This is a genomic window from Cyclobacterium roseum (genome assembly GCF_010119225.1).
GTDB classification, from domain to species: Bacteria; Bacteroidota; Bacteroidia; order Cytophagales; family Cyclobacteriaceae; genus Cyclobacterium; species Cyclobacterium roseum.
Genome location: NZ_WNKF01000001.1, coordinates 671,665 through 694,865 on the forward strand (window position 1 = coordinate 671,665; position 23,201 = coordinate 694,865).

General features: G+C 44.7%; 15 protein-coding genes. 7 read left to right on the forward strand and 8 right to left on the reverse strand.

The genetic code is table 11. The annotated features are described in order from the left end of the window. Positions 1-109 precede the first annotated feature (109 nt). From GJQ68_RS02695 to GJQ68_RS02710, 4 genes are all read left to right on the forward strand, one after another. Positions 110-2,995 carry an FAD-binding and (Fe-S)-binding domain-containing protein gene (locus GJQ68_RS02695; RefSeq protein ID WP_162415728.1) on the forward strand — a complete coding sequence of 962 codons (2,886 nt, stop codon included), beginning with the start codon at positions 110-112 and terminating at the stop codon, positions 2,993-2,995. A gap of 207 nt (positions 2,996-3,202) precedes the next feature. Further along, entirely contained in the window at positions 3,203-4,306 is a 1,104-nt protein-coding gene (locus tag GJQ68_RS02700; RefSeq protein ID WP_162415729.1) for an acyltransferase family protein, read from the forward strand. 53 nt (positions 4,307-4,359) lie between these two features. Then, positions 4,360-5,571, forward strand: a complete 1,212-nt coding sequence (locus GJQ68_RS02705) for an alginate lyase family protein (RefSeq protein ID WP_162415730.1) — start codon at positions 4,360-4,362, stop codon at positions 5,569-5,571. A 121-nt stretch (positions 5,572-5,692) separates the two neighbouring features. Next, a complete protein-coding gene (locus tag GJQ68_RS02710) occupies positions 5,693-6,733 on the forward strand; it encodes a DUF3667 domain-containing protein (protein WP_162415731.1) in 1,041 nt (346 codons plus the stop codon). A gap of 86 nt (positions 6,734-6,819) precedes the next feature. On the opposite strand, the gene GJQ68_RS02715 is transcribed toward GJQ68_RS02710, so the two are convergent. Together GJQ68_RS02715 and GJQ68_RS02720 are read right to left on the reverse strand one after the other, a co-directional pair. Then, positions 6,820-7,872, reverse strand: coding sequence for an alginate lyase family protein (locus GJQ68_RS02715; RefSeq protein ID WP_162415732.1), 1,053 nt, complete (start codon positions 7,870-7,872; stop codon positions 6,820-6,822). Positions 7,873-7,901: 29 nt separating this feature from the next. Further along, positions 7,902-8,777 carry an AraC family transcriptional regulator gene (locus GJQ68_RS02720; RefSeq protein ID WP_162415733.1) on the reverse strand — a complete coding sequence of 292 codons (876 nt, stop codon included), beginning with the start codon at positions 8,775-8,777 and terminating at the stop codon, positions 7,902-7,904. A gap of 155 nt (positions 8,778-8,932) precedes the next feature. Here GJQ68_RS02720 and GJQ68_RS02725 point away from each other — a divergent pair, with 155 nt between their 5' ends. From GJQ68_RS02725 to GJQ68_RS02735, 3 genes are read left to right on the forward strand one after another with little or no spacing between them, the layout of a single operon-like run. Further along, positions 8,933-12,433: a PVC-type heme-binding CxxCH protein gene (locus tag GJQ68_RS02725; protein ID WP_162415734.1), complete on the forward strand. Its 3,501-nt coding sequence runs from the start codon at positions 8,933-8,935 to the stop codon at positions 12,431-12,433. Positions 12,434-12,456: 23 nt separating this feature from the next. Continuing rightward, a complete protein-coding gene (locus GJQ68_RS02730) occupies positions 12,457-13,317 on the forward strand; it encodes a sugar phosphate isomerase/epimerase family protein (protein ID WP_162415735.1) in 861 nt (286 codons plus the stop codon). Positions 13,318-13,354: 37 nt separating this feature from the next. After that, the gene (locus GJQ68_RS02735; protein ID WP_162415736.1) at positions 13,355-14,470 is read left to right on the forward strand and encodes a Gfo/Idh/MocA family protein; all 1,116 of its coding nucleotides are present in this window, start codon (positions 13,355-13,357) and stop codon (positions 14,468-14,470) included. A gap of 81 nt (positions 14,471-14,551) precedes the next feature. On the opposite strand, the gene GJQ68_RS02740 is transcribed toward GJQ68_RS02735, so the two are convergent. From GJQ68_RS02740 to GJQ68_RS02765, 6 genes are all read right to left on the reverse strand, one after another. Beyond that, entirely contained in the window at positions 14,552-15,682 is a 1,131-nt protein-coding gene (locus tag GJQ68_RS02740) for a helix-turn-helix domain-containing protein (protein ID WP_162415737.1), read from the reverse strand. Between the two features lie 194 nt (positions 15,683-15,876). Continuing rightward, positions 15,877-16,923: a fibrinogen-like YCDxxxxGGGW domain-containing protein gene (locus GJQ68_RS02745; RefSeq protein WP_162415738.1), complete on the reverse strand. Its 1,047-nt coding sequence runs from the start codon at positions 16,921-16,923 to the stop codon at positions 15,877-15,879. A gap of 26 nt (positions 16,924-16,949) precedes the next feature. Then, positions 16,950-17,885, reverse strand: a complete 936-nt coding sequence (locus tag GJQ68_RS02750; RefSeq protein ID WP_162415739.1) for a PorP/SprF family type IX secretion system membrane protein — start codon at positions 17,883-17,885, stop codon at positions 16,950-16,952. A 37-nt stretch (positions 17,886-17,922) separates the two neighbouring features. Further along, entirely contained in the window at positions 17,923-19,599 is a 1,677-nt protein-coding gene (locus GJQ68_RS02755; protein ID WP_162415740.1) for a gliding motility-associated C-terminal domain-containing protein, read from the reverse strand. A 207-nt stretch (positions 19,600-19,806) separates the two neighbouring features. Beyond that, positions 19,807-22,341: a LamG domain-containing protein gene (locus GJQ68_RS02760; RefSeq protein WP_162415741.1), complete on the reverse strand. Its 2,535-nt coding sequence runs from the start codon at positions 22,339-22,341 to the stop codon at positions 19,807-19,809. A gap of 93 nt (positions 22,342-22,434) precedes the next feature. Beyond that, positions 22,435-23,201: hypothetical protein (locus GJQ68_RS02765; protein ID WP_162415742.1), on the reverse strand; the 767-nt coding region annotated here is incomplete at its 5' end.

The following is a 23,201-nucleotide window of genomic DNA, read 5'->3' on the forward strand; positions in this document are numbered from 1 at the left end:
AGTTCAAACAATTTTTCTGTCAAAGGCTGCAGTCAATTAGATAAAAATAATTGCGCTTGTTATCAAACCACAAAAAATAATATCTTTGAACAAATTGACAATAAACCCCATGCGAACAAATCCCCCAACCGCAAAGGAAACGGTATCCGATCTGCTTGCCGGCATAAAAGGAGAAGTTTTGACTGATTCCTATTCACTGGGAATCTATGCCACTGATGCGAGCATCTACCAGATTTTTCCGATTGCCGTAGTCTTACCCAAAAACGAGGACGATGTGAAAAAGGCCCTTGAATGGGCTAACAAGAATCAAGTTACCATTTTACCTCGCGGGGGAGGCACCAGTCTGGCCGGACAGACGGTGGGAAAATCCATCGTTCTTGACTTTTCCAAATACATGGATCAAACGCTGGAGGTCAACACCAAAGAAAGATGGGTTCGGGTTCAGCCGGGAAAGGTGCGCGATGTTTTGAACGAGGAACTGGCCCCATTGGGGCTTCACTTTGCCGTGGATCCGGCCACTTCCAGCCGGGCAAATGTGGGAGGAATGGTCGGCAACAATTCCTCCGGAACCAAAAGCATTCTGTACGGCAAGACGGTGGACCATGTATTGGAAGCCACCGTGCTGTTGGCGGACGGAACGCGATTGCATTTGAAGAAAACCGACCCGGACACCTATCAGGAGATTGCCGATCAGGATTCCAGGGAGGGAGAGATATACCGCAACTTTAAAAAAATTATCAGCAAAAACCGGGAACGGATCGAACAGAAATTTCCTAAGGTCATGCGCCGTGTGGGGGGCTACAACCTGGACGAATTCATCCATACTTCCAATTGGAACCTCGCAAAACTGATCACCGGAAGCGAAGGCACCTTAGCTACTACCCTGGAATTAAAACTGAATCTCGAACCCTTGCCGCAGTTTAAATCTGTTTGCGTGCTGCATTTCAAGCAATTATTAGATGCTGTTGGTGCCGTTACAAGCATTCTACCCTACCAACCTTCCGCCGTTGAGATACTTGATAAAATAGTGGTAGATCTGAGTAGGGAAAACCTTACGACCAAACGGCATTGTCACTTTATCCAGGGAGACCCCGCCGCCATTCTGATCGTTGAATTTTACGGAGAAACGCTGGCAGATGTGATGGACCGGCCCACTCAAATGATAAAGGAGTTGCAGGAAAAGGGTTTGGGATATGCCTTCCCTCTGTTTCCGCAGGGGCCCGAATACGAGGATGTGTGGGTGGTTCGGAAAAAAGGACTTGGTCTGATGCTAGGTATCAAGGGCAAGAAAAAACCCCTGCCTTTTATAGAGGATGCGGGCATTCCTACCCAGCACCTGCGCGAATACATTGACCGTACCCTGCAAATTTGTAAAAAACACCAGACCGAGGTGGCCATGTATGCCCACGTCAGTGTGGGAGTCATCCATGTCCGGCCCATCCTGGACCTAAGGCAGCAAACGGACATAGAACGGCTGGAAGCCATAGCGGAAGACACCTTCAATCTGGTGATGGAATACGGAGGGTCCTGGAGTGGGGAGCATGGAGACGGATTGGTACGCAGTCCCTTTAACGAGCGTTTCTTCGGGAAGGAATTGTACCAGGCCATGATCCAGGTCAAACGCCTTTTTGATCCGGAAAACCGCATGAACCCGGGTAAAATTGTAGAGGCGGAATCCATGTCCAAAAACCTGCGCTATGGCAGCCATTACAAAGACCAGGACCTGGATTCGGTTTTTCACTACCGGTCCGAACAGAGCTTTCAGGAATCCGTCCACATGTGCACGGGTGTGGGAGAATGTCGAAAGCTATTGGGAGGAACCATGTGTCCCAGTTTTAAAGCTACACGGGACGAGGAGCATACCACCCGTGGCCGGGCCAATGCCTTACGCATGGCCATGTCAGGACAGCTGGACGAAAAAGGTATAAGCAGTGAACGCCTGCAGGAAACCCTGAGCCTGTGCCTGAGTTGCAAGGCTTGCAAATCTGAATGCCCCAGCAATGTGGACATGGCCAAAATGAAAAGCGATGTGATGCAATGGTATTACGATGCCAATGGAGCTAGCTTACGAGATAAAATGATCCGCGATGCAGCCAAGATGGCCAAACGATTTTCAGGTATCCTGGCCAAACCAATCAATTCAATCCAATCTTCCCCCCTATTCCGAAAAAGCCTCGAAAAAATAGCAGGATTTGATAGCCGGCGCACGCTACCTGCCTATGCGACCCAAACTTTTTATCAATGGTTTAACAAAAACGGAGAAAATCAACCAAAAACCGGTAAAAAAGTAGCACTGTTTGCCGATACCTACTTAAACTATCACGAACCTTCCATTGGAAAGGCAGCGGTAAAACTACTCAATGAATGCGGATACGAAGTAGTCCTGGCGAATGTGGGCTGCTGCCAACGACCCAAAATTTCCCATGGTTTTCTACGAGAAGCGAAAAAGGAAGGGGGGGCTACCGTAGAGAAGTTACTTTCCTTTATCGATGAGGGTCTTCCCGTGTTGGTCTGCGAACCCAGCTGTGCTTCGGCTTTAAACGATGACTTTCCTGATTTACTGGATGAAAAAGAAGTAGCGGCAAAATTGAAGGAAAACGTAATGATGATTGATGTTTTTCTTGCCCGGGAAATGGAAAAGGGAAACCTGAGCGTAAAATTGCGCAGCAAAGGAGCCGACCTGCGGATCCATGGGCATTGCCACCAGAAAGCCCTCTACGGAACGCAAGCCATGAAAAGCAGCTTAAAAGAACCCAGCTCCTGCACGGAAATCCCCTCTGGCTGCTGTGGCATGGCAGGATCCTTTGGCTACGAGAAAGAGCACTATAGTCTATCCGAAAAAATAGGTGAAGAGGTGTTGTTTCCGGAAATCAGGAAAACACCCAAAGAAAGCGAACTTGTAGCGTGCGGCTTTAGCTGCCGTCATCAGATCGCCCATTTTACCGGAAAGACGGCAAAACACTGGGTGGAATGTGTGGAAGTGATTCCTGTTTGAATTATCGCTACCGCTCGATTCATTTCCCTAACGTAGATTCGACAATATCTTATGGAGTAAAGAGCGTCATTTACCAAGTACACCGCCCTGCTACTTGAAAGAGATGATATAAAAAAACTACCGCCGGGAATGGCCGGGTTAAACTATTTATTCTATTTTTACCAGAATTAGTAATCGAAAAAATAAAGTTTATAACCCCACCTTTTCATGAATGCCATCCCCCAGCGCTCCCCCCGAATCCTCTCGATTGATGTCTTGAGAGGCTTTGACATGTTACTAATCATCTTTGCCGACCGTTTTTTTGCCTCTCTGCACCGGGGAGCAGATACAGGCTTTACCGGCATTCTTGCCCGGCAATTTTCACACCCGGAATGGTTTGGCTCCACCTTTTACGATATCATCATGCCCCTATTCCTGTTTGTGGTAGGCGCGGTCATCCCCTTTTCCCTATCCCAACGCATGCAAGACCAAAGCAGTAAAGCACAGCTTTATGGCAAATTACTCAAGCGTTTCGTCATTCTTTTTATCCTGGGCTGGATCGTGCAGGGGAATCTGTTGGCCCTGGATGCCAGCCAGTTTAAGATCTTTAGTAATACTTTACAGGCCATTGCTGTTGGCTACGTTTTTTCCTGTCTGGCCTTTATTCATCTGAGTCGAAATGGTCGCTACCTGTTGTTTGTCTTTTGCCTGATTGCCTATGCACTACTACTCACGCTTCCTCAAATTCCGGGAGTAGGTAGAAGCACCCTCTTACCGGACCAAAACTTTGCCCTTTATGTGGACCGGCTGGTATTTGGCCCTTTTGACGATGGGCTTCAATATACCTGGTTGCTGTCGGGTTTGGGCTTTACAGCTACCACCTTGTCTGGTCTATTTGCCGGAGAATGGATCAAATCTGAAATGCCCCGTAAAAAAGTAGCTCTCTACCTGGTCGCAGCGGGTTTGATTGCCCTCTGTTTAGGGCTGGTTTGGGGCATTTGGCATCCCATCGTAAAAAAGGTATGGAGTAGTTCCTTTGTGCTGGCCTCCTCTGGCGTATGCTACCTGTTACTGGCTGCCTTCTATTGGATCATTGATGTCAAAGGCAAGACTGCCTGGACTTTTCCCTTAAAAGTGATCGGCATGAACGCCATCACGGCTTATGTACTTTCCCATGTGATTGACTTTCCTGCCATTGCGAATGATTTGGTGTTTGGATTGGAACAATACAGCGAAAGCTGGTATCCGGTTTGGACCAGTATCGGAGGATTTGTGATCCTTTATACCTTGCTCTGGTACATGTATGTGAACAAAACCTTCGTTAAGGTATAGCGCAACCCACTAGTAAAAACACCTACACGTATTTTCAATTGATGAATTTCTTCATGGCTAAACTGGTTCTAGGGCTACTTTCCTTGCTATTTATTACTGGAAATACTATTTCCCAGACCGAAAACAGACAGCCAAATGGCGTACTTGTTTCTGTCGGGGAACTGGCGGAGATCAAAACACAAGCTCTGAATGGGGTGGAACCTTATAAACAAAATTACCAGGCGTTTCTGCACTTTACGGACAGCTTGATGGCGGCTTCTTCTGAATGGAAAGAACTCTCTGGGGAAGTAATCGTGTATGACCGCAGTTCCACAAGTCCCATTCAGCTAAGCTCGACCGGGGGCAAACTGGTATATGGAACGGCCCTTGCCTGGCACCTGACCGGGGAGGAGAAATATGCCCGAAAATCCCGGTCGCTCATATTGGACCTTACGGATACCTACGGGTACCGAAATGATGCAGAAGATACCTTTCACTGGGGAGCTCAGGGAATATTGAATTTAGCCCGTGGAGGTACTCCGTACATTTATGCTGCTGACCTTCTGGAATCCTGGCCGGGTTGGTCAAAAAAGGACAAGATACGCTATCAGGTATGGCTACGGGATATCATGTATCCCAAAGTGGCCTGGGCAAGCCGATGGAGAAAGAACAACTGGGGGGTGGCGGGTTCCTTTTCATCAGCCCTTATCGCCTGGTACCTGAGAGATCATCCTGATTGGGATCTGGAGGAAATCAGCCCAACGGCACAAAAGCTCAGTCCGGAGGAAGCTTTTTGGTCTCATAATCAACACCAGATTGGCCGTTTGCTCACCAGCGACGAATGGAAAATGGATGGGAAAGTAGCTCTTTGGGGTATTTTACCCAACGGAGCCATTCCAGAGGAAATTCGGCGTGGTGATGATCCCATTGACGGAGATCACCTGCCCTCGGATGGCAGCGGTACACATTATACCATGACTTTTATTGAGCACCTTACAGCACATGCGGAATTTCTCCGGAGGCTGGGAGATACCAGCCTATACGATCACATCGCCGAAGATGGGTCCGGATCGCTCCTTCAGGCGTATTTGTTTGTCGTCGATAATCCCATCAAATCTCACTGCTTCACTTCCAACCGGATCAATGCATTGTATTTTGCATATGGTTACTACCGGCACCCTGCCTTGTTGGCTGCTTTGCAGGAATGCGGGCCGGGAAATATTTCCGGACAGCGAATGGCACTCTTTGGAAGGCTTACCCGGCCGATTGTGGAAAGAAAGCAATAAATGCCATACGCGGTGACGGGGGAAGGCGGGCCAGGGTCTGTTAAAAAAATAAATCCGCTGTCTGCAATTGAAAATCAGCTGGACAAAGGTATTTTTGCCACCGGTACCTATTATAATAGCAGTGAAAGCAGATCGGAAGCATGACCATTGCCTGAATTGCGGCAGCAGCTTGCCGGAAAGGGATAATTTCTGCCCGGAATGTGGACAGGAAAACAAGGATCAGAAGGTGCCTGTTGGCGTTTTTCTGGAAGAATTGCTCACCAGCCTCTTCAGCTTTGACGGCAGATTTATACGGACCCTGACGGCCTTTTTTTTCAAACCGGGCAAGCTCACAAGGGCATTCAATGAGGGGCAGCGCAGAAAATATACCCACCCGGTACGGCTATACCTGGTGTTTTCCCTGTTTTATTTTTTTATGATCGGCTTCCTGATACCGAAAGACTTTTTTGACAGGCTGTTAAATGCCGGTCAGGCTACCATTTCGACTGTACAACAGCAACAATCCAAAGGGGAAAATGAAACACTCGATCCCGAAGCACAGGAGCAGGTGGAGGAGGCGTTGAAAAAGGTCGACGCCATTTCTCCGGTAGAGATTTCACAGCTACAGGCAGCAAGTGAAACCGAGCAGGCCTATACCTGGAAAACACTCCGCTTTCTATCCATTGACCCCGAGGTGAGTACGGAAAAATTCGGGCAGGCTCTGGACAGCAGTGCCTATGCTTTTGACGTTGGCCTATCCCTGCAAAAAAAGCGGGACCTGGTGGCCCATTCTAACCTATTCCTGATCCAGGTGGCCAAAAATCTGCCGCTGATGATGCTGGTATTGCTACCGGTTTTCGCCCTTTTTATCCATATACTCTTTGCCGGCCGAACCGTCTATTTTATTGAAAATATCATTTTGGGTTTTCACCTGCATGCCTTCGCTTATGCGCTGTATGGTACCGTCATACTTCTGGCATTTTTTGGTGGAATCAACAGCAGTTGGATTTTTCTGGCTGCATTTGTATGGGTAACATCCTATGCCTACCTGGCCCTATTGCGTTTGTACAAGCAGCACTGGTTCAAGACCCTGATCAAGTTCTGGGTACTAGGAGGCATGTACCTGACGGTACTGCTCGTTGGGATGGCAGCGGAATTGTACCTTTCTCTGCTGCTTCTTTGATTTGGGATAAATCCCCCTCTTGACTATTTAGAAGTCGATCATAACAAACTCGGACTTGTCTCTAGCAGTAACAATTAATCCGGTTTTCACAAGGCTGGATCGAATAAAGCAGCTAGTTGACACAAAGGCAAACCGCAATGGTCCATACGATATTTACTATCAAAATAAGCTGCCATCGCCATGGTTTCATAGGACTTTTCGGGATCATAAGCAGTGCCGGGTTGGTATTTTTCCAATCCGGCTGCGGCCCGCTCCTGATCCAGCTTTACTTTCGAATTTTCCCATTGCCGGTAAATTTTTTCACCCCTGGCATAAGGCATTACAAAATCAAGGGATCGTGCGACAGAGGCTCCATCTGCCGTTTCCTTGTAGAAAAAGGCTTTTCCACGACCTTTTTCCCGCTCTAAAGAAATTAAAAATTGTAAAAGTGGCTTTAACCCGCTTACATGGTAACTTAGCGCATCCCGCTGACGGATATCTGCACTGCTCCCATCGGAAAAAAGGGCATTCTCCACATAGTAAGTGGCTTTTTTCTCTGCCCAAAAAACCAGGCTTTCATCTTCCAACAACAAACCTATGGTCCCCACCAGGTTGATGCGCTTGGTTTCCCAGTTATTTAAAGGAACCCGATCATTTCCCATTTCAGCTTTTGCCAATTTTTTAAACCACTCTTCCAAAATATCTTGCTGCCAGCTATCCAAATCGGGGCTTAAAAAGGTATACGCATAAACGACCGGAAGCAATTTATTCTCGTTAATCGGATTGCCGTCTGCCTGGTAGCTACTTGCCCAGCTAAGACTAAAATCAATCATTTTCTTTAGGCTATGGGGGTCTTTAAATAAGGCATAGTGCCAATAAAAAAGGGCTATCTTATCCATGTCCTCCAGATGCCGCACAGTTTTGATTCGGGCAGGGTTATTGTCTAATAGTCCTTCGTAATGGATTTCAGAAATTGGGTTGGGCTCGTCTCGCCGAATTAGGGACCACTCCCTTTTCAACATATTTTTGAGGTTCGGGGGAACCTTGACATTGCCCAATTCAAGGATGACTTCTGGATGTAGCAGGGTGCTAAACTTAGTGGAAATACCGGGCTCCGATAAACCGAAAAAAGGTGATAAAAATGCTAAGATGAATTTCATGGCCTTAATATACGGGTTTGGAAACTGACTTAACCATACCGTTGGAGAAAATCTTTTTTGTAATTCATGGGCGTCATCTTCATCCGCTCCTTGAATTGCTTATTAAAATTAGATAAGGTATGAAAACCACATTCGTAACTGATTTCACTGATATTCATGTTTTCCCGCTGCAATAATTTACAGGCATGGCCAATTCGCACTTCAGATAAAAAATCCGAAAACGATTTATTCATCCTGGATTTGAAGTACCGTGAAAACGAACTGCTACTCATATTTATCAGGTCGGCAACCTCCTCCAACTTAACCGATCGCTGAAAATGATCCATCACAAAAGCATACACTTTACTCATCCGGTCTTTTTCCGATTCCTTGTTGGTATTCATGTACCCAGCGTTTACAATAGGAGAAATTTCTGTGGACCGTGCCAATCGCTGCAAGATTTCCAACAGGCCAATAATCCGCCCCAGTCCTTTTTTTTGAACCAGGGCTTCCAGCAAGGGTCTGACTTCCTGATTGGTCCTGCCCATTACCTCCAGGCCCATGGCTGCTTTTTCCAAAAGGACCTTCAATTCCTCAAATTCTTCTTTCGCCATCAGGTCTCCCCCTATAAAATCTTCCGGAAAATACACCACAATTCCCTGTGTCTCCAGCGGGCTTCCTTTTTCAAAATATTCCAGGTCATTTCTCCAAAGGTGGGGCAAATTAGGACCCGTAAAGACCAGGTCATTTTCTTTGAAAGCCCGCATATCATCACCCACAAAACGGGTACCCCTACCCTTTTTCACCCAAAACAATTGGTACTCCGGATGGAAATGCCAGTTCTTGTCAAAGTAGGGTGCTACCAGTTCTTTGACTACAAAGGCATTTTGCTCCGGAATTCGGGATTTTTGAAAAGGTTTTTTCACCGAGTAACAACTTTATGCTATTAATAACGCAAAATATATAAAATAATGACAAAAAACAGTAGGTATTGGGTAAAAAACAGTAAGAAATACACTTATAAATACCTCAAATTAGTATATTGAAAATACCAAACAATAGTACCCAAACAAAAATCACAATGAAATACTACGGGTTAATCGCCATTGCCATGCTCATTTTCACGGGCTGTGGAAAGCAATCAACAGAAATAAGCCTTTCAGATGGCCCCAGACGAGCCGAAATCCTGTTTTTGGGACACGAAAGTACCCATCATAATTCGGAGAAGTTGATGCCCACTCTTGCCAGGCATCTGTTTCAGAAAGGGATCAACCTCACCTACACGGCGGATCCTAATGACCTGAATCCAGAAAAACTTCGGCTATACGACGGCTTGATGATCTACGCCAACCACGATGAGATTACTGCCGAACAGGAAGAAGCGCTGAAAAATTATGTCGAAGGGGGAAAAGCCCTTATCCCTATCCATAGTGCGTCTTTTTGTTTTCGCAATTCGGATTGGTTTGTGGAAGCTGTTGGCGGGCAGTTTTCCTCCCACGGTACCGGAGATTTTACGGCATCGATCGTAGATGATTCGCATCCGGTAATGAGCGGAATTAAAGAATTTGAAACCTGGGATGAAACCTACGTGCACTCTAACCTTAACGAGGACATGATCGTGCTTATGGAACGGGTAGACGGTGAGCACCGTGAACCCTATACCTGGGTGCGATCGCAAGGCGATGGCCGCATATTTTACACTGCCTATGGTCACGACGAGAGAACCTGGGATCAACCCGAATTCCAGAAACTGGTAGCCAATGGAGTCCTGTGGGCCATAGGAGATAAAGTAGCCGCACAGGTTGCAGAATACGACATCCCTCAGCCGGTTTTTGAAGATGCGGAAATTCCCAACTACGAAAACAGAGATCCTGCTCCCAGGTACCAGCTCCCCTTATCCCCTGAAGAATCCATGAAATTGGTACAGGTTCCGGTAGGGTTTGAACTGCAACTTTTTGCATCCGAGCCTGATATCATCAACCCAATGGCCATGTGCTGGGATGAAAAAGGCAGGCTATTTGTCATTGAGACCACCGATTACCCGAATGAAGTGCGGAAAGATGGTGGCAATGATAAAATCAAGATGCTGGAGGATACCGACGGAGATGGTCGCGCAGACAAAGTCACTGTTTTTGCAGATGGCTTAAACATCCCCACGAGTCTGGTTGCCGTAAATGGTGGCATATTGATTTCCATGGCTCCCGATTTCGTTTTTTTGAAAGATACGGATGGAGATGGCAAGGCGGATTTGAAGGAAACCGTTATTACGGGTTGGGGAAAAAGTGACACGCATGCGGGACCCTCAAACCTGAGGTATGGGTTTGACAATAAAATTTGGGGAGTATTGGGATATTCCGGCTTCCGGGGGGAAATCGATAACAAGCCCTTTTCATTTAGTCAGGGAGTCTACCACTTTGACCCCGACGGAACGGATTTCCATTTTCTTGGCAATACGAGTAACAATACCTGGGGCCTTGGCTTCAGCGAAGAATTCAATGTATTCATTTCTACTGCAAACGGGCAGCACAGTGCTTACCTGGCCATGCCCAGGGAGTATGTCAGGAGACCTGTAAATGGCGGTTCCGTAAATGCCGTCCATGGAATCGACAGTCATTACGACATGCCACACCTCACTCCTTTCCTCCGGCAGGTGGACTGGCATGGTGGTTATACAGCAGCTGCCGGACACCATTTCTATACGGCCCGGAACTTCCCCAAATCTTACTGGAATCGGGTCGCATTCGTTGCCGAACCGACCGGAAGGGTATTGCACAATGCCATCATCGAAAAAGACGGTTCCGGATTCAGAGAAAAAAATGGTTTCAATATTCTGGCCAGTTCGGACGAATGGTTTTCACCGGTCCATGCAGAAGTAGGTCCTGATGGTGCCCTGTGGATAGCTGATTGGTATAATTTTATCATCCAGCACAATCCTACACCCAAGGGATTCGAAAACGGTGAAGGCAATGCCTATATTAATCCGCTGAGAGATGCCAAACATGGCAGAATATACCGGATGGTATACAAGGGCTCCGATGATTACACCGTCATGGACATCGATCCAGACAGCAATAGCGATCTGATGGATGGGTTGAAGAGCGACAACATGTTCTGGCGCCTGACCGCGCAGCGTCTGATAGTAGAAAATCAAAACACTGATCTGATTCCCGAACTACTAAAACTGGTGGACAACCAGTCCGCGGATGAAATCGGGCTGAACAGTCCGGCAGTTCATGCGCTGTGGACCCTACACGGACTTGGTGCCCTGGATGGCTCCAACGCATCCGTAAACCAGGTAGTAGGCCGGGCCTTGAATCACCCTGCTGCGGGAGTAAGGAAAAATGCCTTACAGGTGATGCCAAGAGATGCGGCAAGTCTGGAGGCAGTATTGGCGACCAATATATTGGAAGATAAGGATTTGAATACCCGAAAAGCGGCCTTCCTAGCGTTGGCGGATATGCCAAGTTCCGAAGTAGTATCGAATTTACTGTTAACATCTACAGATGCTGCTGATAATAGCGAAGACCCCTACCTGCCGCAAGCAATTTTCGCATCGGTTCTTTCCCATCCGCAATCCTTTGCAAAGCTATCCGACAGCATGCTCGATCTTAATAAGCCGGATTCCCTTCTTTCTTTACGCGAACGGGTATCCAAGAGTCTGGCTTCGGAACAATACAACCTGGATCGTAGGGCCGGAATCCCCTACCCTCCTGATGTGTTGGGAAAAGAGGTGCACCTACAGGCAACCTTGAGCAAAGGAGAGGAACCACTGGAAGGGATCATCGTGGCTCAGGGAAATAGCAACAACGGCTACAGTTTGTATATTCAGAATAACCGAATAAACTGGCTGGTACGCCAGAATGGTGAGACCTATCAGGCCTCCTCCGGAACCGGCCTTCCTTCTGAACAGTTTGTACTGAAAGCAAGTCTGTCAGCAGATGGGAGCATGGTTGTAACCATCGACGACAGACAAGTCGGCACAGCCAAAGCACCGGGATTGTTTATTCAGGAATTAGACCCAAACCGGGTTCGGATCGGGCATGACAATATGGGTTCCGATCAGGTCGGCACCTATCCGGATCGGTTTTACTTTAGGGGAAGGATGAATAGCCGTAGCTCTCACCTCAACCTTAAAGCACCGACCTACAGCACAGCCGAAGGTACTTCTGAAAATACGGTAGCAAGCCAAAATGAGCCTTCAACGGGTACCGTCACCATAAAAATGGGCGTGATCCAGCATGAGATGAAATTTGACAAACCCACGTTCACCGTTAAGGCAGGGCAACAGGTTACCATCGATTTTACGAATGACGATTTCATGCAGCATAACCTGCTGATTGGAGCTGCGGGCAGTTTGGAAACCATTGGCAAAGCGGCCGATGAATTGGCCCGGGATCCAAATGGCGTTACGATAAATTTTGTACCTCAGATTCCAGAGGTGTTGGCTTCCACGCCTTTAGTCAATCCGGAGACGAGTGAATCGCTGGTCTTCACCGCGCCCAGTGAACCCGGAGAATACCCGTACCTTTGTACGGTACCGGGCCACTGGCGAATTATGAATGGAATCATGATCGTAGAATAGTTTTTTTCATTAAATACCAAAAAATGGCTTTAGATATCAAATTGGGAGTCACTACCTGGCTGTGGACCTCTCCATTCAGCACGGAAACGGTCTCCCTTTTTCCAAAAATTAAAAAAATGGGGTACGATGCGGTCGAAATTCCAGTAGAAGACCCCGGGTTAATAGATCCTAAAACCGTCAAAAAAGCACTGGAAGACCATGGATTAAGTCCTATCATTTGCGGTGCCTTTGGCCCCAGCAGAGATCTGACCCATGAGGATCCTTCCTTTCACCAAACCAGTTTTGATTATATTCAGCAATGCCTGGATATCAGCGTGGAGCTGGGGGCTAAATTTGTCGCAGGCCCCATGTACTCGGCCGTAGGTAAAGCCCGACTGGTTTCACCGGAACAAAAGAAAATAGAATGGGATCGGGCGGTCACCAACCTTCATAAAGTATGTCTAATGGCTGAAAAAGCCGGTCAGGAAATTGCACTGGAAGCTTTAAATCGCTTTGAGACCGACCTGATTAATACCACGGAGGAACTCATGCGTCTGATTGCCGATATCAACCACCCGGCAGCCAAGGTCTTACTGGATGGATTTCATATGAACATTGAAGAACCGGATATAGAAAAGGCCATTTTGCAAGCAGGTGATAAACTGATTCACGTTCAGGTTTCCGAAAATTACCGGGGAACCCCCGGTACCGGCCAAACGCGCTGGGAGGACTACAAACGGGGATTGGAAAAAGTGAATTATAAAGGCACCATCACCATCGAAAGCTTCACTCCGGAAATCAAGGAATTGGCCGGCGCCGTCTGTATCTGGAAACCACTGGCAACCAGTCAGGATGCCCTGGCATCCGATGGTTTCCGCTTTCTAAAGGACTGGGCCAGTACCTGAATTAAACCAATTGCATCAAAATAAAATTACCCTTGCTATGTCTAACAAAAAACTCAACATTGCCATTATCGGTCTGGGGTTTGGGGCGGAATTTATTCCCATCTACCAAAAGCACCCCCTGGCCAATATGTATGCCATCTGTCAGCGAAACGAAGAAAAACTCAACGAAATCGGAGATGCGTTTGGCATCGAAAAACGCTATACCGACTACGATGAACTGCTAAAAGACCCGGATATAGACGCGGTCCATATCAACACTCCAATTCAGGCTCATGCAGAACAGTCCCTCAAGGCATTGCGTGCAGGCAAGCACGTAGCCTGTACCGTTCCCATGGCAACCACCGTCGATGAATGTCGTCAAATTGTGGAAGAGACCGAGAAGTCCGGCCTAACCTATATGATGATGGAAACGGTGATTTACAGCCGGGAGTTCCTGTTTGTCAAAGAGATGTACGAAAAAGGAGAAATGGGCAAACTGCAATTTCTGCGTGCCAGCCACCAGCAGGAAATGGCCGGATGGCCGGGGTATTGGGAAGGCTTGCCCCCCATGCACTACGCCACCCATTGCGTAGGTCCGGTACTGGCATTGCCCAAAGGTCAGGCGGAATATGTTTCCTGTTTTGGCTCCGGAAGGATAGACGAAAACCTGATTGAAAAATACGGATCTCCATTCGCCATCGAAACCTGCCATATCAAATTGAAGGATTCGGACCTCTCCGCAGAGGTAACGCGGTCTCTCTTTAATACGGCAAGACAGTACCGGGAAAGTTTTGATGCCTATGGCTCTGAAAAGTCCTTTGAATGGACGCTGATCGAACACGAAGACAGCGTGGTGCATACCGGAGAGGAACCAGCCAAAGTAAAAATACCGGATTTTGGACACCTTTTACCCGATGAAATTGCAGGTTTCACGCAGCAAGGGGTGTATGATTCCGATGAAAACCAACACCTATCTTTTATCCAGGGTGCTGGACATGGTGGTTCTCATCCGCATTTGGTTCATGAGTTTCTTACCGCTTTAAATAAGGGAAGGGCACCTTACCCGGATGCACGCCAATCAGCAAATATCACTTGTGTGGGAATTTTAGCCCATGAATCAGCCATGAAAGGCGGTGAAATCTTGAAGTTACCTGAGTTTACTTTGAAAGCCTAAGTGCTAACCTTACCAAGAGGCCTGCCCTTAATAAAGGCAGGCCTTTTTTAAAGCGTACCGGGATGATTTATTTCTATCCCATTAGGGTAAATTTGCCTGAAAGCCTTTCCAAAATTCGCTGGGACTTATACCCATTTCCTTTTTAAAAGCATTAAAAAAGGTAATTCGGGAATTGAATCCTGACTGTTCGGCCAACGCAGCCAAGGTATAATCATCCAGGTAGCCTTCCCGTATGAGTTGGACGGCGTGTTTGATCCGGTATTGGTTTACTAATTCACTGAACCTTTTACCGAATTCATCATTGATTACATGGGACACCTGATTCTTTTGAATACCTAAAAGTTTGGAAAACGCGGCTAAATCCAACCCACACTCGAGATATACCTTTTCTTCCTCCAGCAAATCGATAATACGCTTTTTTAGAGGAGAAACTTGATTTCCATTGGAGGAAATGTCCCTATTTTCTCTACTATCGGCCACTGGCACCGGGAGGGAATTGGCCTGGATTTTACCCTTTTTAATGGGCCTGAATAGCGGGTTTGGCTTGAAATTGATGTAAAGGTTTAAAAATAACAGCCCTACCAGGGAGAGTTTTCGCAAGAGGGAATCAAAACCCTCGGATGTCGCTAATTCGAAAACACTCAATAATTCCACCACCAAAAAGGAAAATTGAAAAAACACTAGCCATCCCATACAAATCATCACTACCGCCAACCAATTCAATGAGGACGGCTTAAAGGCACCTTTAAAAAACCCGGGCTTTGCGTTAACTATTTGATAGAGAATAAAACTAAAATACCCTGTCTGAAGTAAAATTCGAAGGACATAGTGGATCCGCATGGGGATCCATCCACTGGCAATACGATCTATTTGCCGGGGATCGGCAACTGCCATCGCCACATTTTCAAGTTTGAACGTGGATGGCTCCAAAAAATAGGGAATCAAATCCAGGTAATGGATCACTACCGGAATAAAATGCAACCAATCACTTTTTCTCCAATCACTGGTTTTTTCCAGGGAATTTCGGACATAAACATAAAACAGGGGAGCACACAAATACAGTAAAGGGCTCATTACCCTCAGCATGGAGGGCATGTCCAAAATGTATCCGGCTTCTATCCATAAAAAATAGACCAACAGAAAAAAGTTGTAAAGAAATAACGAACTGTCCAGAAACCGATCGTTCGATCGGGCGGAAATATCCTTGACCATTAAAAGTAAACTATTGAATACCCCTATTGACAGTAAAATAATGATAAAAAGAAGCCCGATTTCCATCCCTATCCTGCAAAAATCGGAGATATTTGCCAATATTACAGAGAATTGATAAGGATTTATATAAAAATCTGATAAAAAATTAAACGGAGAGGTTTTTGTAAAATTATTAGTAATCCTGATTTTTTCGGCTATCTAACCCAGTATAGAATTACCGTTGGCCTGGGGTGCTCTGTACTCATCCAGGGAGCAGTCCTCCAATTTGAATGACTTGTGACCAATGTTCCCCACCAATTCCCTGAACCATTATCTGTTGAGACAAAGGCGTTATTATGTGTAGACCTCCAGGGCATTCGCGGTTGTAAAGAATTGGAATTGGCCAGGCTATAGGCATAACTATCAAAACTGATATTTCGGGTAATGTCGGTTTGAGAATTGTCTGTTTTTACGAACGTATATTCCTGGTTAGCCGTGAAAATTCCACCCCACCTGTTTCTGGCAGAAGCTTCCAGCATGTATTGAAAGCCACTGGCACTCTTTTTAATGACATCGGCCCAGGCAATGATCGAATAGTTGGCTGACAATCCTGGTGAATCCTGATTCCTCAATATTGCATTGCTATCGGTCCATCCTGAATAACCTACATTACATAGGATCAGTGTCCAGCCTCCGCCATCGGTGGTCATATCCGCATAAATCCGAAAAGGCTCCCCCGCATTTATCGTGGGATGAGCGATCCAATAATAGCCGTCTTCCGATTCCGGATAATCCTGTTTTATTTGATAGGCACTGGTAGATGCCGTTTCCATGCTTAACCCGTCATTAAAGCGAATCCGCTTTTTTTCACCGTAGATGCTTAAACCTAAGGCTCCACCCTTTTTACCGTTGATGTCCACATAGCTATTTCCCGAATCGATGGTTGCCCCAAAAGCATTGGTAACAAAAATATGTTCTACAGTCAGGGTGGTACTGATAGATCCACTGAAAAAATCACCCGAAGCTGCCTGTATGGCGGTGATGGTGGTTTCTCCCGGATGTATGATTTGAACAGTTGAACCTGAAATGGTGGCCACCAATGGGTTACTGCTGGTAAATGTAAACTCCCCATCACTATCACTTAATGGCGGTGTTATTTCAAAACTATCATCGAAAGAATTTTTTTGGATGGGATTGAAATCTTCAAATTCGGGGTTGAGCGTTTGCGCTCCTGCCTTGGAAACCAAGCAAAAAATCAACATTAGCGGAATAAATTTATTCATATACATCACCATATCATTCCTGTTGCATCCTTGAAAAGACTGTAAGTCAGCATGAGTTCATGTGTCGAGTAGGGCAAAAGATAAGATCGTAGCATCGGTACTTCATATATGTATCCCATCCTTAATTCGCCAAGATCAAAACCAACTTGAAGGTTGTTTGCATAAGCTACCCGATGGCCTGCGCCTATCCACATCCGGTCCATCAGCAAAACCTTAAAGTTAAATTCGACGTTTTCCGGAAGATCTGCCTGAGTCCTCCACATCACATTTGTGGCCAACGCTATGTTGTCTGAAATCCTGTTGCGATAACCTCCCTGGAATATTCCAGATGGTGCTTTTCTATCCATAAAGACATCCCCTTTATTCAGCTTCCCTTCGTTTACATTGTGTACAGCATAGCTAATATAATAGTTTTTATGGGTCAGTGCCATGCCTAAATTAAAATCCAAAATATGCATATTGGCAAAACCACCAAAATAGCTACCCACAGTTGGATCTAAAGCCTGGTCAGTGGTCAGTCTATTGCCATCAAGTCTCACTGTATTGTAATTGATCCCTATGCCCAACCGAAGATTAGTCGTCTTCGAAAGCCTGACCCGAGAGGCATAACCCACAATAAGCTCTGATTCCATAAAAGCACCATTGGTATCGTGATGCAAACTTAAACTCACTGCATGCTTTCCCAACAAACCAGGGTCAGTTTCCCCGGCAAGTTGTCCAAAATCAAGTTCCGCAGATATAAAATAGGTCTTGGGGGCCCCCTCCCAGCCCAGCCACTGGTTCCTTACAAATCCACGTATCATGGAACCCTCATAGGCGGCAAGCCCAGGATTGTAATAATGTTGCAAATGGCTAAACTGGCTGATGTATTTTCTAGATTGCCCATTTACCTCCAATACTGTTAGCAGCAAGATTGAAAATAGTAACAGATGCTTTTTCATATCATTTTAATAAAAAGTGTCCTTTTCAATTTGATGCCTATTTCCTGAGCATATTCAAAACGCCTCTTCTAGTTTCTCCGGATTCTCTTATTTCTATGGTCCAGTAGTACGTTCCAATTGGCATATCCTTTCCATCCCTTTTTCCATTCCAACCTATATCAGGGTTTTCAGTGTAGAAGACCCTGACACCTCCACCATCAAAAATTTGAATTCTGGCTCCTTGATAGGCTCTCAATTCAGAAACAGCCCAAACATCGTTGATACCATCTCCATTTGGTGTGAAGGTATTGGGAATCTGGATTTCTTCGAATGGCATCCTGGCTCTGTGTATCTTAAAGAATTTATCCAGTGTATTGCCATCCCTGTCGGTCACCCTGATAATGATCGTAAAGCTTGTCTTCCCTTCCGCCCTTTCATCGCTGCTCCAATACAAGATTTTGTCCTTGATCTCAAAAAAACCATTGTCGTACCCTTCATTATAGAGCATGATTTCGTGGATGTCATCAACCGGATCCAAAACATCAAACCTCCCCACTGCTAAGAAAAACGCTTCTGAACTTGCGGTAAAGCTGTCGTTATCCAGGACGACATCCAGAGGAGCAGGCTTCGGTAGGATTTCAACCGCAACATTTGCACTCAAATGGTACCCATCAAATACTCCAATTGGATAACCGATTTCACCCTCTATTTGATAATTGCCACTTTTATAGATATTCACATCAGATTTATCCCAATGGATGGCCAGATCTACGATCATCCCAGTACCAAGCATCCCACTGATGGAATCTGTTAGGAATTGGTCCATTTCGGGATAACCCCATGGCACTTGCAACTCTGAGGCAAACAATAAAACCACGACGGATCTTTCAAAAATATAATCTGCGACGCTGTCTCCATCTGAGTCTAGGTAACTCAAAGGATTCGATGGGTCTGAATTTTGAATCAATTCAATATAATCAGGTACACCATCGCCATCAGTGTCCAAATAAGCGAACGGATCTTCATAGTCAGAATCTTGTTGGATTTCCAGAATATCAGGCACTCCATCTTGGTCGGTATCGACCAAGCTTGACTTCACTGCAAAAGACGAGGCTGACGGTCCGGATTCTTTAAAATCCTCAAGGCTCACCAACTCACCGGAAAGGGTTTGATTTTTTAGAAAAAGCCATTGGGAGTCCATTCGACGGGCCAGTGCTTTTGGATAAAAAGACGCTGGTTCAGCCTCTTTTTCCCATGAAAACTGCAAACTAGCGCTTTCTGACCCGAATTTTTCAGCAGCTTCGATCCTCCATAAATAAGGTAAAGCATCGGAGTCTGAAAGGACTTCCATTCCGACAATAAAAGTAGTATTCGAACCGGTATTTTTGATGGTTAAATTCGTCTTACCGTCTATTCCCACCGCTATTCTTGATATCTCACCCTTAGCCAGAAGCCTGGTGACTATTTTTGCATCCTTACCGATGATTTTGATAAAATCGGATTTTGTCAACGTTATATTTTCAGGATTGCTCAGCTGGCTGTTATCTTTGAGTTGTATCGAAGGCGCTGAAAAAATCACTCCTTTTCCCTTCAAACTAAGCTTGGCATCACCAACTAACGTTAAGCTTTGCGAAAAGAGCTCCGTTGAAATGCTGAAGGAAATAAAAATCCCCAAGAATAATAGTGTTTTGTAATCCATATTAAAGATCCATTTTCGCAGGTTTCTGATTTCCATTTTCAGTAGGATTAAGTAGCCAATTATTAAAATTACTTATGTTCAATTCGACTTTTAAAAATGTAAAAGCCCGATCAGCAAAAAGGTATTTCAGACCAGCCTTCCGGTTTTTATACCTCTGTCCACCTCTTTTGGCCTGAGGATCATAAACCTCTGAAGTACACCAATTTTCAATAGGCGGGAGCTTAAACATAAAAGGAAGTAGCATTATAAACCATATGTTGATTTTACGACATTGTAGTTTTGTTGGATTTCTTCAGCGGTAAGCACTCTATTATAGATTAATACTTGAGCAATAGTTCCGTTAAAAAAGTAATTTAATCCTGCTCTAGAGGAAATATATAGCTTATGACTTGTAAAATTTCCGCTGTTGTCATTTACAAGGTTAGGAACAATTACACTACTTGCTGAGTTTCCATCAATATATATTAGTGTTTGATTGGTAGCACTTAAACTTCTATCTGTGGTTGCTGATAAAAGATGCCAATTATTATCATTTATAGTCGCTACTGAATTGCGTACATTATAACCTTGATTATGGTCTGTAAATTGCATTTTATTGCTATTGATTAAAACGCCATATGCATTATTTGAATTCCAGTTTATACTATGCTCCATAATCATTTTTTCGCTAGTAGTTGCCGTTTTTAGAATGATTTGAACGGTTAGTTTATCTGTATTAGAAAGGTCTAAATTAGTGTTGGTTACAAAATAATCATCCACCCCATCGAAGATTAAAGAACCACTGTTAGCACTAGTATAGGCAATCCCATTTATAAGAGTTCCATGATTACCATTGCCACTCAAATCTGACCATGTTGAGCCGGTTCCTGGATAACTAGATGTATTACCAGCATCCAAATGCATGATTAAGCCCGATGCAACCAAACTATACGGCGTGTCACTATTTTCACCATAAATGCTTAAACTTTTTCCAGTGCCTATTGCGCCATACTGGTTTATAGAATTGACAGGATTTGAAATTTTAAGCCCGTTTTTAGTTATTCCATGGTTTCTTACATTAATGCTATTAGAAGACGTTGCTGTAGCACCCACACAATTATTTGAATTGGTATAGTTAATTTGAATCGCTTTACTCCCCTTTTTTAACCATTTTAAAACAACAGCATTATCAGTGGAAGTGCCTCCTGAGCTTATTGAATAATCGCTATTTACAATACCCGGAATTGTCCAAACATAATTAGATTGGCCCGATTGAGTAGTATACGTTACATCTGAATCAATCACAATATCATCCGGTTGTGCCGTAAACGTTGGTATCGGCAATGGATTTACGGTTATTAACTGAGAGATAGCCGTTGTATTGACACCCGGGCCTTTTCTATTCACAGAATAAGTTGTGCTTACTGTTGGTGAAACCGATATAGATGTTCCAGTTGCTACAATAGGGCTTTTACCTAGTTGTATAAAATCAATATCCATGGTTACACCAGAAGCGGTAGTGTAATCAAATCTCCATCCGGTAATGTTGCTATCTGTCCAATTTGCATGTGACGACATGTCAATAGTTCCAATGTGCCATGAATTATCGGATATTAAAGAAATACCTAACCTTTTAGCAGCACTAGCTCCTGTCATTGTTCCATTTAAGAAGAATAATTCAGCTGAATTTGCTGTTCCGGAAACCACTCTGTATCGAAAATTGATATATTTATAAACAGAAGGGTCGAATGAACCTAGATTATTCATATTTATTTTTGGGTCACCCCCGGTTGACGTCACATTTAGAATTCCGTTGTTAGTAGAATTAATTGTACTTTGATCTGTGGTATAAGGCTGCGTATCCCAACCTTCAGAAAAAGCTTCATCAAATAACCCTGAATGCCAAACATCAATTACATTTGATCCAGTAGTTCCGCCAGAGGAGGACAATGTGGTATTGTCACCGGCGCAAATCTCATTACTTCCAGAGATGCTCGTTGGTGGTGTAGTAGATTTAACTGAAAACACTGAAATCTCATCAATGCTACCGGACCTTATGAAGATATCCATTCTGTCAAAACTAGGCGAAAATCCTGTTTTTTCCGCTGAGGGACTTGTCGGATTTGAATAATCAAAGGTGGACAAATTCGGGTTTATCCACATTTCCGTTTTATTCAAATTATAGTCTATGCGAACTACTACCAGGTTTTTTGCACTCAAACTTGCCGTTGAGGTAGCTGTATTACTAAGAGAAGCATCCAATATGGCCATGAAAGAACCACTACTCGCACCAACACCTCCTGTCCGTGTCCCCTCACTAAAAAGTCGAATGGAAGGAGTGCCAAAACCTCCATTTGCCTCAAAAACAGATATGAATTGAAAATAAACCACCCCTTGATTTTGTAAAGGGAATGTCCGTCTAAGCGAAGCGATAGCATTACAGCTCCCGTAACAAGTATTATCAAATTCAGCCTTTAGCCCAGTAGTTGTAAGGCCAGAATAGGTAAACCCTGTTGTAGAGGTTTTCAAAAATCTATCCTGGTAGGATTTCGTCCAGAAATTTGTCCAGCCCGTTCCACCATTTGCATTTAGCAAGGAGGAACCACTCGTATAATTAAATCCCTCATAAGCAACAAGATTAAAACCTGTTGGTGCTTGCGCACTTACAGAAGAAATTGCTGTTATTAAAATGGCGCACAAAAAATAAAATTTAATTGAGCCGTTTTTAAAAGCAAATCTTAATTTATTTAATCTCATTATATTGATAATTGCATCTATTTGTAACTTATTAAGTTGCATTAAAATTTTTTATCCTAAAGAAATAATATTACGTTTTTATATCAAATGAAAGTTGTGACCTCATCTGGGAATTTCTTCATTTTTATATTTCAATTAATAAGAATAATCCATTTGAATTCGATCTCCAGCTGTTAAGGAATTACCACCATTGTTTGCAGGAACATATGTTAATGTAGTCCCAGACCAAGAATAGGCCGTATTGCTTATTCTAATACCATTTACATACATTTTTACCTTGCTGTTTGCCGAAGGGGCTTGTGTTAAGGTGAAACTTGTTTGGGATGCTGTCGCACTAAACTCATCTGCTACTTCTATAACCGTAGCAGTAGGATTACTCCAAGAGGTTACTCCAGAACCATCAGTCATTAACACTTGGCCATTTGTTCCGTCGGTATTGGTGTAGGTTACGGCGCCAGTTCTGATCGTACCACCAACGTTTAGATTTTTAGTCACACCAACACCCCCATTAATTACCAATGCACCAGTGGTGATTGTGGTAGATTCAGTTGTGTTGGAAACGTTTGTAACTCCAGAAATCGTTTTATTGCCGGCTATGGTTTGATCAGTTGTTAAATCCACAAAGTTTTGAGTTGCTGATCCTGTACCTCCATTGGCAACCGGTAATATACCTGTCACATTAGAAGTCAACTCAATCACTTTTCCATCCACATAGGTCTTGACCGCTTTCTCGGTAGGGAACTTCGTGTCTGTACCGTCCGCCAGGGTTCCGTCGGTGGATTTGTTGGCACTGTTTTCCTTCAATGCGATATTGCTGGCATTGGTGGAAATATCTGTTGTGTTTTGAGACACTTCCGTATTTAGGGTGCTGATATCCCCTGCATTGGTGGAAATATCTGTGG

Coding starts and splice junctions, on each gene's coding strand:
- GJQ68_RS02695 (WP_162415728.1), top strand. CDS start 110: ATGCGAACAAATCCCCCAACCGCAAAGGAAACGGTATCCGATCTGCTT.
- GJQ68_RS02700 (WP_162415729.1), top strand. CDS start 3,203: ATGAATGCCATCCCCCAGCGCTCCCCCCGAATCCTCTCGATTGATGTC.
- GJQ68_RS02705 (WP_162415730.1), top strand. CDS start 4,360: ATGGCTAAACTGGTTCTAGGGCTACTTTCCTTGCTATTTATTACTGGA.
- GJQ68_RS02715 (WP_162415732.1), bottom strand. CDS start 7,872: ATGAAATTCATCTTAGCATTTTTATCACCTTTTTTCGGTTTATCGGAG.
- GJQ68_RS02725 (WP_162415734.1), top strand. CDS start 8,933: ATGAAATACTACGGGTTAATCGCCATTGCCATGCTCATTTTCACGGGC.
- GJQ68_RS02730 (WP_162415735.1), top strand. CDS start 12,457: ATGGCTTTAGATATCAAATTGGGAGTCACTACCTGGCTGTGGACCTCT.
- GJQ68_RS02735 (WP_162415736.1), top strand. CDS start 13,355: ATGTCTAACAAAAAACTCAACATTGCCATTATCGGTCTGGGGTTTGGG.
- GJQ68_RS02740 (WP_162415737.1), bottom strand. CDS start 15,682: ATGGTCAAGGATATTTCCGCCCGATCGAACGATCGGTTTCTGGACAGT.
- GJQ68_RS02745 (WP_162415738.1), bottom strand. CDS start 16,923: ATGTTGATTTTTTGCTTGGTTTCCAAGGCAGGAGCGCAAACGCTCAAC.
- GJQ68_RS02750 (WP_162415739.1), bottom strand. CDS start 17,885: ATGAAAAAGCATCTGTTACTATTTTCAATCTTGCTGCTAACAGTATTG.
- GJQ68_RS02755 (WP_162415740.1), bottom strand. CDS start 19,599: ATGGAAATCAGAAACCTGCGAAAATGGATCTTTAATATGGATTACAAA.
- GJQ68_RS02760 (WP_162415741.1), bottom strand. CDS start 22,341: ATGCAACTTAATAAGTTACAAATAGATGCAATTATCAATATAATGAGA.